The sequence below is a fragment of the Dietzia sp. DQ11-38-2 genome (assembly GCF_014145055.1).
Classification (GTDB): Bacteria; Actinomycetota; Actinomycetes; order Mycobacteriales; family Mycobacteriaceae; genus Dietzia.
Window position 1 is genome coordinate 1 of the sequence record NZ_JAALDW010000051.1, and the last position, 9,400, is coordinate 9,400.

Consider the following 9,400-nt stretch of genomic DNA (forward strand, 5'->3'; position numbering starts at 1 on the left):
ACCACTTCTAGGGGCTTGACCCGATCAAACGGGCAGTAAGGCCGGACGGGCTCAACGTAATCCAGAGCAACGGAGCCGTCGCCACGCAGACCGTGATGCACCTTCACGTGCACGTCGTGCCCAGGTGGGAGGATGACGCGGTAGGACGAATCTGGCCCCCGGAGACACGGTACTCAGAGTTTGCTCAGGACGAAGCCTGGGAGGCACTGAGGCGCGAGTTTAGAACCTCTGGTCACGCCACGGTGGCCCACACCAACATCCCCAAGCCGAGTAGCAGAAGCGGCCCGTAGAAGCCGCATACGGACCACGACCAGATCACACTCCGTTTCGTGCACCTGGCCGCGTAGAGGTTCTTGTTCATCGAGTAGACCTCGATTTCGCCGCGGCGTGCGTCGTCGTAGAGGTACCGGAACAACCTTTCCTCACGGAGGTAGTACGAGTCGAGCAAGCCGAAAACGGTGACGATCACCAAGCCCAAGCCGGCCAGTACTGGGAAGCCTTGGGTGGCTGCGAAGCCGAAGACGAAGGTGGCCACAGTGAGCGTCCAACCCTTGATTGTCGCTGACGATGAGGACAACCGAGCAACGACTGCCTGTATGAAGTCCAGATGCTTGCGCTGATCCTCGGTCAGCGGTTCTGGAGAAGACGGGCTGCTCTTCTGGTCTGTCAGGTCCACGAGCCCGATACTCGCACGGCGGCACGCCCCCCGCTCCGGCATGGCACACCGCGCCTGTCTTCACTGATCACGCTTAGTCCATCTAAACGCTCGGAATGGGAGGGAGCTCTTACCCCGCAAGCTTTAACGCCATCCCATGCCGGTCCTTGTGAGATGTCTTTATGGGGTACACCCGTGCGGGATGGAACGCCTCCAACGGTCGCTGCTGTGTCACAGGGTCGAGTTCGATACTTATGAAACGCCATCCCGTCGGGTCTTGGGTGTATTGATACGCAGACCGGGCGAAAGGGACTTTTCGATGGCTGATCGGATCGGGACGTTGCTGAACCCTTCGGGTGATGGTGGCGAGGAGTGTGACTCTCAACTTCGTTTGGCGGGATTTCGCAGGTTCGTTTGGCGGTGTCAGGTGATGCCGATGACGAGGGTGGATCGGGCGGCTTCGACGACGTCGTCGGTGATGGTGTTGAGCTCGTTGATCTGCATGATGCGCTCCATCTGCGTGAACAGTCTGTCGACGAGGCGGAAGTTGCCGCGGGTGATCCGTGCGATCGCGGCGAGGGCTTGAGCGTCGGTGAAGTCGTCGGGGTCGAGGGGGTGCCCGTATTTGGGCCAGCGACGTTCGAGCACGAATCGCAGTTCGTCTTTGCTTAGTGGCCGGTATTCGTGTGCGAATCCGACGCGGCTGTAGAGCTGCGGGTAGCGGCTGAATCTCTTCTCGATCCCGGGCATGCCGATGAGGATGACGGCGACGTTGTCGCGGTCGTAGTGGTCTCGCACCATTTCCAGGGCGGTGGCATTGAGGCGGTCGGACTCGTCGATGATGATCAGCTCGACGTACTTGCGCAGGTTCCTGGGTCGTGTCTGCAGCTCGCCGGTGTTGATCAGATGCTCGTCGATGCACGCAGATACCTGGACCGTCAGGCCGGTGAGATCGTCTCTGACCTGACGCGGAGTGCTCAGGACCGCGGGGGTGTAGAAGACTGTCCGTTTCCTGGCCAGCGCGGCATAGATCGGGAAATCGGAGTCATCGCGTGGTCCCCATTCCTCGAGGAGTCGCTCGGCTTTGTGCCAGTTCGCATACCGTCTGGCAGACAGTGTTTTACCGATCCCGGCTTGGCCGTAGCAGATGCCAATGGTGCGTTGCCGGCGTACGGCGTCGGCGAACTCGACGAATCTCCGGTGCTGTTTGGTGGCGATGAACCGTTGCGGAGACATCAGTCATCCTCCAGGTAGGTGCGAAGCTTCGTCTTCCTCCGGGCTGGTGGGGTCGGTGCCGGCGGGGCCGGAAACGAGGGGTCTTCGTGGCTGGCGACGACGGCAATGCGTTCGGTGATCTGGCCGCGTAGCTCGCGTCGGCGGGCTGCGCGTGCGTGTTGAATGTCTTTGAGGCTGACTGTGGCCGATGCGTGATCGGGGTCCACGGCCTTACAGATGTACTGGTTCTTGTGGAAGACGTGGATTTCGGAGATGTCGCGGGGGTCGTACCGGATCACGACCTGTTCTTTGACGTAGGCGGCCAGCAGCGGTGAGACGTACCGCAGGCCCTGGAAGCGCACTCCGTCGCGGTGGACGATGCGCGTTTTGGCCACGGTCAGCAGCAGCAGGTTGAGATCATCGACGGTCTCGGGCAGGCGGGGAAGCCACCCGTCGCCGATCCAGGTCCGGTAGGGGCTGTCGCCAGTCTCCGGGTGGGTGCGGCGGTGATACTTGGCACTGATGAACTCGCCGATGGCGGTGTCGAGTTCGGGCAGCGTCAGTACCGGCTCGGGGTGCCGCTGACCGCGGGTGAGATAGCCCGGCAGCTCGGCAAGGAGTTCGGTGTTAATCGTGCCGAAGATCCGCTCGATCTTGCCGCGGCCCTGTGGTCGGGCGATGGTCGAGTAGATGATCTGAAAATGCAGGTCCTTGGCGGTTTGGGCGAGATGGTGGCTGGTGAAGTCGGTTCCGTGATCGACGTAGAGCACATCGGGCAGGCCGCACATCGGCCAGTTCGGATCGCTCTTCGGGCAGATTGCGTGCCGCAGCGCCAGTGCGGTGTTCATCGCAGACGGTGCGCCGAGGAAGACCATGTAGCCGCACACTGCCCGGGAGTAGTCGTCGAGGATGACGGTCAACCAGGGCCGGGCGGGCCGCCCGTTGGCGTCGTTGATGAGGATGTCGAGTTCGGTGTGGTCGGCCTGCCAGGTGGCATTGGCCCGCTCGGCTCGGTGTCGCCACACCAGCTCGTAGGTGTCCCGGTAGGCGGCCGCACCCTGGTGAGCCAAGGTCACCATCCCGGGATCCAGACCGGTCACGATGGCCCGCACGGTGGTCGCGGAGACCATCGGCCATCCACGGCGGGTGGCGGTCGTGGCGGCTTTGCGAATGATTGACGCGGTGGTCGGCCGAGGCGTACTCAGCGCCAGGCCTTCGATGTAGGCCACAAGGTCTGGGTGGGTGCGCCGCCCACGCTTGGTTGGCGTTGCCGGAGCCAGTGCGGCGATCCCGCCCTTTCTATAGGCGGCTAGCCAGCGTTGCAGAGTGCGTTCCCCGACTTTTTCGGCTGCGGCCAACTGGGTCAGCGGGACCCCGCTCTCCACGTGTGGGCGTAGGACCTGCCATCGGGCCGCGGCAGTCTTCGCGCCAGTGGGGGCGCCGATCGAACCTTGAGGTTCCTCGCCCCCGCTCATGGCTACGCCGTCGTCGACTTCTGTCGGCGCCGAGCGGGGGGCTTGTCGGCCCCGCGTTGCAGCGCCCGGTAGACGGTGGTGCGGCTGACCCCCAGGACCTCGCCGATCTGGGCGACGGTCATGTCTTGTTGCTCGTAGAGCTTGCGGGCGGTGCGCAGTTTGTCCCCAGACAACAGCGGTGGACGCCCACCTCTACGGCCACGGGCTCGGGCGGCTTCAAGGCCGGCGTGGGTGCGCTCGGAGATGAGGTCTCGTTCGAACTCCGCCAGCGAGGCGAAGATGTGAAACACCAGCCGCCCGCCCGAGGACCCGGTGTCAATGTTTTCCTGCAGGGATCGGAACTCGATTCCGCGCTCCTGCAACTCGGTCAGCTGATCGATCAGATGCCGGATTGATCGGCCCAGCCGATCCAGTCGCCAGACAACGAGCGTGTCGCCCGGGCGAAGTTGATCGAGGAGCTTTCCCAACTCCGGGCGCGAGGCCAATGCCCCGGAGGCGGTGTCGGTAAAGACCTTGTAGCAGCCGGCAGCGGCGAGAGCATCGTGCTGCAGTCGTGCGTCTTGATCGCCAGTCGACACCCGCGCGTACCCGAAAGCGTGGCCCATACCGATAAATGTAGCAATACCCGTCGCTGGTGGGTAGATCAGAAACACAGATTCCGGGACTGGGTTCCGCTACAGACCAGGCTTCCGCCCACCTCGGCGTATACAAACTCAGCGAAATCGAACGCACTTGTAGCAAAAACGATCGTTTCGGCACCATCGGGAGTGGCGAGTTGACGAGCCCGGCGAGGCGCAATTGCGCGGTGTGTACCGGGACGACCCCGCTCAACTTTGTTACTGTGTGCGCATGAACGCAGATAGTAACTTATGTGGGCTTGATCCCGAGTCCGAGTATGTGGACCTCGCCGCGGAGATCTTCAGCCTGCTTTCGGACCCCACTCGAGTCAGGATTGTGCTTGCTTTGCGTAAGCATGACGAGTTGCCGGTCAATGCCCTGGCGGCACTTACCGGGAAGACCTCATCGGGTGTGTCGCAGCATCTGGCTCGCCTGCGGATGGCGAGGATGGTCACGACCCGCCAGGAGGGGACGAGTGTGCTCTACCGGCTCACGGACGAGCACGCGGTGGCGCTGGTCGTTGAGGCAGTCAAGCAGGCCGAGCACGCCGTCGCGAACGGTCAACTGCCCCCGCACCACCACGCGCCCATCAAGTAGTGCGCCGACGGCCCCCGATAGATAGGCCCACCCGCTCATGCTCCAGGTGCTGCGCAATCCCACGTACGCCAAGCTGTTCGCCGCACAGGTAGTCGCGCTACTCGGGACCGGTCTACTTACCGTCGCTCTCGGCCTGCTCGCGTTCGATATCGCCGGCGGCGATGCCGGCGTCGTGATGGGGGTGGCGATGACTATCAAGATGATCGCCTACGTGGCTGTCTCGCCCGTGACCACCGCGCTCGTCGCTCGCCTACCCCAAAAGCCCGTGCTCATCTGTGCCGACCTAATCCGTGCCGGCGTCGCGGTATCGCTGCCGCTCGTCACCGAAGCGTGGCAGATCTACGTGCTGATCTTTCTGCTCCAATCAGCCTCGGCGACGTTCACACCGACCTTCCAAGCCGTGATCCCCTCTGTGCTGCCAGACGAGCGCGAGTACACCCGGGCCTTGTCGCTCTCACGCTTGGCCTACGATCTGGAATCGCTCGTAAGCCCGATGCTCGCCGCGGCCCTGCTGACGGCAATCAGCTTCAACAACCTCTTCATCGGAACCGTCATCGGGTTTCTCGGCTCTGCCACACTCGTCATCGCCTCTCGGTTCCCCCACACACAGCCCCCTCCTCCTGCACGGTTCCTTGACCGACTTTCCCGGGGGACACGGACATTCTTCGCTAGCCCCGAACTGCGCGGCCTGATGGGACTCAACCTCGTCGTAGCCACGACAACCGCCATGGTCATCGTCAACACGGTGGTTCTCGTGCAAGGCCAGCTCGGCAGGACGCAGTCGGATGTCGCCCTCATGCTCGCCGCATACGGAGCCGGATCAATGGTGGTCGCCCTGGGCATGCCCGCACTACTGAACCAACTTGCCGACCGGAAAGTCATGCTCGCCGGCGGAGCCGCGCTGCCCATCATCTTGCTCGCCACGGCCATCGTGATCGGATGGGCAGGCGGCACTGCCCAGTGGAATACCTTGCTCACGATGTGGGTACTGCTCGGCGCCGCAACCTCGACCATCCTCACACCCTCGGCGCGGCTACTGCGCAGAAATAGCACCGAGCAGAACCGGCCGGCAGTGTTCGCCGCGCAGTTCTCCCTCTCCCACGCCTGCTTCCTCATCACCTACCCACTGGCCGGCACCCTCGGCACCGCAATCGGCCTCCAAGCGACCGGATTCGTACTCGTCGCAATCGGAGTGATCGGCGCCGGGGCGGCACTACTGGCCTGGCGAGATGATGCCGAACCAAAGAGAGGCACGAAGCCCCGCCAAACAAAGCTGCGCAATCCCGCCAATCGAAGCTGAGAGTCACAGTCCGCCGAGCGAATTGGTCACTCGTGTCAGGGGTTTGTGTCTGAAGTCAGGTGTCCAGGGGACATTCGAGGTGTATGGAGCCCATACCCGTGCGTCGGTCAGATCGAGATAAGTGCACCAGAGCTGTGTTCCGTCCTGCGCGAAAGCCCTCTGGTTCGCAGCCGGGCACCCGCTGAAGGGTACAACCCAGTTCGAGGCGACGTATGTCGGAGCGGCAGGGGGCGAAAACAGGTGGTCCACCCAGAAAAACGGGAAGGGTAGAGGCGGTAGTTGCTGGGCGACAGAACCGGGCGGGACCGCCACCGGCATAGGTTCGACGGCCGGCAACTCTACAGATCCGCCGGGGAGTGGCTGAGCATGAGCGACCGGGATCGCGATGGAACCGAGCATGAACATGCCTGCAGTGGCGATGAGCTTTCGAATGCGGGACATGGCGCCTCTCTTTGGTCGACTGTGTTCTGAGTGAAATCTAAGCATCAACGTCAGACAGTCGATAAGGCTTGTGGAAATCTTCGTCGGGCAGCCCACGGGGAATCGGCTCGTAGGTGACACGCATCTGCTCGTCCAGCGAACGAACGATGAGGTGTCAACGAGTTCGATGGGCTGCGGCCGCGGGTGGTCCGGGTGCTCGATATTCGAAACTCCTCGGCCAGAGTCGTAGTAATGAGTCGCGTCCTGCCGTCACGCCGGCGCAACGCCTTCAGAGTGGCGCTCACACTGAGCTTGTTGGTGGCGGTACAGCGTGGCTCGAGACCATCCGACCAAGCTGGCGGCTTCGGCGGCGGTTCGGCCCTTCTTTCGGGCGTCTTGGGCGATCTCGAGTTTCTCGGAGATCACTGCGGGATCGACCGGGGGCCGGCCAAACTTTGTGCCGTTCTGTTTGGCGGCGGCGATGCCGGCGTTGACTCGCTCGGTGATGAGTTCGCGTTCGTATTCGGCCAGGGTGGCGAGCATGCCCAGCATCAGCCGGCCTGTGGTGGTCTCTGGGTCGATGCCGTCTGAGAGGGATTTGATCTTCACGGCCTTGGCGCGGAGGAGGTTCACTGTGTTGAGGACGTCGAGCAGGGAGCGCCCGAGGCGGTCGATGCGCCAGACCACGACGGTGTCGCCGGGCTCGACGTAGTCGAGCAATCGCTTCATGCCCGGGCGTTCGATCGCGGTCCGGCTGCCTGAGGTGACATCGGAGAACACATCCCGCTTCTGCACCCCAGCATTCACGAGCGCGTCCAGTTGCAGTTGCGCATCCTGACTGGCGGTACTGACGCGGGTGTACCCCAAGTGCCTCATGACCCGATTGTGCCCCACAAACCCCTGCCGAGGCGTCAGATGCGACAGTTCTCGCCAAGACGACTTAACGAGACAATCTGTAGAGTCCGTTCCTCGAGGAAAGGTGTGAATCGCGGCGGTAGGTGTCGTGGTTTCGGCGCCGTTTAGCGTCCGATGAGCAGGGCTTCCTGGGCGGCGTCGACGGCTTCGGGGGTGAGGTGGGTGTGCTTGTTGATGGTGAGGATGCGGTTGACCTGGGTGACGAGCCGGTCGGCCAGCCGGAAGTTTCCGTTGGTCGCTCGGACGATCGCGGCCAGAGCTGCCGTGTGCGCGAGACCGGAGTCATCGGGGTTGGGGTCCGGGAGGCGCTGTGCGACGACGGCGGTAAGTTCGTCGCTGCGGAGGGGCCGGTATTCGTGGGCGAACCCGATGCGGCTGTAGAGCTGGGGGTAGCGGGCGAGGCGTTTCTCGATGCCGGGCATACCGATGAGGATGACGCCCATTCGGTGGCGGTCGTAGAAGTCGCGGACTTGTTCGAGTCCGGCGGTTTTGAGCCGGTCAGCTTCATCGATGATGAGCAGTTCGGTGTTCCCGCTGTGCTGGGATTCGGCGTGAACGTAGGGGTCGACGTGGCCGTGCTGGGCATAGTCGATGGCCCAGGAGATGTGTTGGCAGGCTCGAGGCAGGCCTTGGTCGATCTGCTTGATGGTCGCGGCGACGGTAGGTGTGAAGAAGGCCGTTCTGCTTTGCTGGACCGCTTCGGGCACGGGCGGCAGGGCACCGCCGCTGCGGGAAAGTGGGTGCCATTGTTCCCATTCGTCGGTGCCGGCGTAGTGGCGGGCGGAGAGCGTCTTGCCGATCCCGGGGGGTCCGTAGCAGAGGCCGATGTAGCGGTGGGAGCGGACGGTGTCTGCGAACTCTTTGAACCGGCGGTGCTCCCGCGTGGTCACGAACGCTGGCCGCGTGTGTGCGTGGGGCGGTGGTGCTTCTCTGAATTCGTCGAAGTGGCCGCTGAGGAACCGGCGCCCGTCGTCGCCTGGTTCGAAGAGGACGGAGATGGGTTTGCTGTTGTCTGGCTCAGTCGTTGGCATAGGTTCTCAGTCCGTGTCGGGCCGGGGGTGGCGCTGCGCGGTCGGGGGCGCTCTCCGTTGCCGGCGCAGCTTCGGGGCTGTGGCGGGTGTCTTCAGGTAGTGAGCCAGCGTGAGTGGTGAGCTCGCGGAGCTGCTGTTTCAGGGCGCGGCGTTGCGTGTTGCGCGCCGCCTGCAGTGTCGTTTTCAGAAGGCGACAGCCTCGATTTCAGAAGCCGTCTTCACGGCGATGCGATGCAGCCAACGGTCGAGTGGCGGGCATGATTCGGATTGACAGGTTAAGGCTGGTCTGGGGTGGATCTGCTTGTGGCTGTTAACAGAGCCAACAATGCTGCCGCGACGGGAAGCGGCGTTAGGTAGGGTCCACTTCTATGTGGAAACTTGCTGCTGTCGCGCCCCTGTTACTGGCCCTAGCGGCTTGCACGGACGGCGGAAGTACCGCCGACGAAGGGGCACCAGCGGCCTCTGAGAATGCCTCTGGCGAGTCGGCGGCCGTATTGGAGATGGCCGTCTCGGAGACCTGTGCAGACGATTCGAGCTCGCAGTGTGTCTTGTTCCAAGGCGAGAACATTCTGATCAATCCGGCAGATTTCGAGCGAGTGGGTGTTGACTCTGCAGCGTCGTCAGGGCCCAGGATGATTGACGTGACGCTTGATAGCGATGGAGCTGAAGTCGTGCAGAAGCTCTCGACAGAAGCGTCCGAAGCTGGCGAAAGCGCGCGCCTGGTGACGAAGAGCGACGGCGACATTCTCTCCGCAGTCAGGGTGCAGGGCAGTCTTCAGGGAGAGTCCCTACAGATGGCTGTTCCTGAGGATGTCGACGCCAATGTCGTGGTCTCACGACTAAATGGCGATGAAGGCTAGCTGAAGATTGCAGTCTCGCTGCTCACGCTGGTGGGCCGGAGTGCAGTTCTGCCTCGCGAGTAGGGGAGAGAGCTCCCCGGGACCTGCCCGTGCGACGACGCGAGCGTCGCGCTGACAGGTGGCGCTTGAGTTGGGATCACGCCTTCTTCAGGAGCCTTCTTCCGTCTGGTCTCAACTCTCCTGTGGGTGATACGTGTCGGTACAGAGTCTGACGCGTTATGCCCAGTTCTTCGCATAGCGCTGCGACGTTGGTTTCGGGCTGACCCATGGACGCCATTGCGAGACGAACCTTGGCGGTCAAGCCCCTAGAAGTG

General features: G+C 63.0%; 10 protein-coding genes. 4 read left to right on the top strand and 6 right to left on the bottom strand.

Annotated features, from left to right (window positions below; translation table 11 throughout):
* Positions 1-23 precede the first annotated feature (23 nt).
* Complete coding sequence (locus tag G6026_RS17860; protein WP_347238050.1) at positions 24-290, top strand: HIT domain-containing protein; 267 nt, start codon at positions 24-26, stop codon at positions 288-290.
* Here G6026_RS17860 and G6026_RS02275 read toward each other — a convergent pair.
* The 4 genes from G6026_RS02275 to G6026_RS02290 all read right to left on the bottom strand — a co-directional run bounded on the left by G6026_RS02275 (position 233) and on the right by G6026_RS02290 (position 3,950).
* Positions 233-676, bottom strand: a complete 444-nt coding sequence (locus tag G6026_RS02275; protein ID WP_063935700.1) for a hypothetical protein — start codon at positions 674-676, stop codon at positions 233-235. The genes G6026_RS17860 and G6026_RS02275 overlap by 58 nt on opposite strands.
* 402 nt (positions 677-1,078) lie before the next feature.
* Complete coding sequence (locus G6026_RS02280; protein ID WP_182612138.1) at positions 1,079-1,891, bottom strand: AAA family ATPase; 813 nt, start codon at positions 1,889-1,891, stop codon at positions 1,079-1,081.
* Entirely contained in the window at positions 1,891-3,315 is a 1,425-nt protein-coding gene (locus G6026_RS02285; RefSeq protein WP_182612143.1) for a Mu transposase C-terminal domain-containing protein, read from the bottom strand. The genes G6026_RS02280 and G6026_RS02285 overlap by 1 nt, the downstream gene beginning before the upstream one ends.
* A gap of 32 nt (positions 3,316-3,347) precedes the next feature.
* Entirely contained in the window at positions 3,348-3,950 is a 603-nt protein-coding gene (locus G6026_RS02290) for a recombinase family protein (RefSeq protein WP_182612139.1), read from the bottom strand.
* Positions 3,951-4,194: 244 nt separating this feature from the next.
* Here G6026_RS02290 and G6026_RS02295 point away from each other — a divergent pair, with 244 nt between their 5' ends.
* Together G6026_RS02295 and G6026_RS02300 are read left to right on the top strand one after the other, a co-directional pair.
* A complete protein-coding gene (locus tag G6026_RS02295) occupies positions 4,195-4,560 on the top strand; it encodes a metalloregulator ArsR/SmtB family transcription factor (protein WP_182612140.1) in 366 nt (121 codons plus the stop codon).
* Between the two features lie 37 nt (positions 4,561-4,597).
* A complete protein-coding gene (locus tag G6026_RS02300; RefSeq protein WP_182612141.1) occupies positions 4,598-5,860 on the top strand; it encodes an MFS transporter in 1,263 nt (420 codons plus the stop codon).
* Between the two features lie 690 nt (positions 5,861-6,550).
* On the opposite strand, the gene G6026_RS02305 is transcribed toward G6026_RS02300, so the two are convergent.
* Both G6026_RS02305 and G6026_RS02310 read right to left on the bottom strand, forming a co-directional pair.
* The gene (locus tag G6026_RS02305; protein WP_182612142.1) at positions 6,551-7,156 is read right to left on the bottom strand and encodes a recombinase family protein; all 606 of its coding nucleotides are present in this window, start codon (positions 7,154-7,156) and stop codon (positions 6,551-6,553) included.
* Positions 7,157-7,299: 143 nt separating this feature from the next.
* Positions 7,300-8,085, bottom strand: a complete 786-nt coding sequence (locus tag G6026_RS02310) for an AAA family ATPase (protein ID WP_231861306.1) — start codon at positions 8,083-8,085, stop codon at positions 7,300-7,302.
* Positions 8,086-8,867: 782 nt separating this feature from the next.
* On the opposite strand from G6026_RS02310, the gene G6026_RS02315 reads away from it, so the two are divergent.
* Positions 8,868-9,086 (top strand): hypothetical protein, encoded by a 219-nt coding sequence (locus G6026_RS02315; RefSeq protein WP_126851384.1) that lies wholly within the window; start codon positions 8,868-8,870, stop codon positions 9,084-9,086.
* The last annotated feature ends 314 nt before the right edge of the window (positions 9,087-9,400 follow it).

What these genes read in the sequence shown, in the direction of transcription:
- G6026_RS02280 (WP_182612138.1), bottom strand. Translation starts at nt 1,891, where the DNA reads ATGTCTCCGCAACGGTTCATCGCCACCAAACAGCACCGGAGATTCGTC.
- G6026_RS02290 (WP_182612139.1), bottom strand. Translation starts at nt 3,950, where the DNA reads ATGGGCCACGCTTTCGGGTACGCGCGGGTGTCGACTGGCGATCAAGAC.
- G6026_RS02295 (WP_182612140.1), top strand. Translation starts at nt 4,195, where the DNA reads ATGAACGCAGATAGTAACTTATGTGGGCTTGATCCCGAGTCCGAGTAT.
- G6026_RS02300 (WP_182612141.1), top strand. Translation starts at nt 4,598, where the DNA reads ATGCTCCAGGTGCTGCGCAATCCCACGTACGCCAAGCTGTTCGCCGCA.
- G6026_RS02305 (WP_182612142.1), bottom strand. Translation starts at nt 7,156, where the DNA reads ATGAGGCACTTGGGGTACACCCGCGTCAGTACCGCCAGTCAGGATGCG.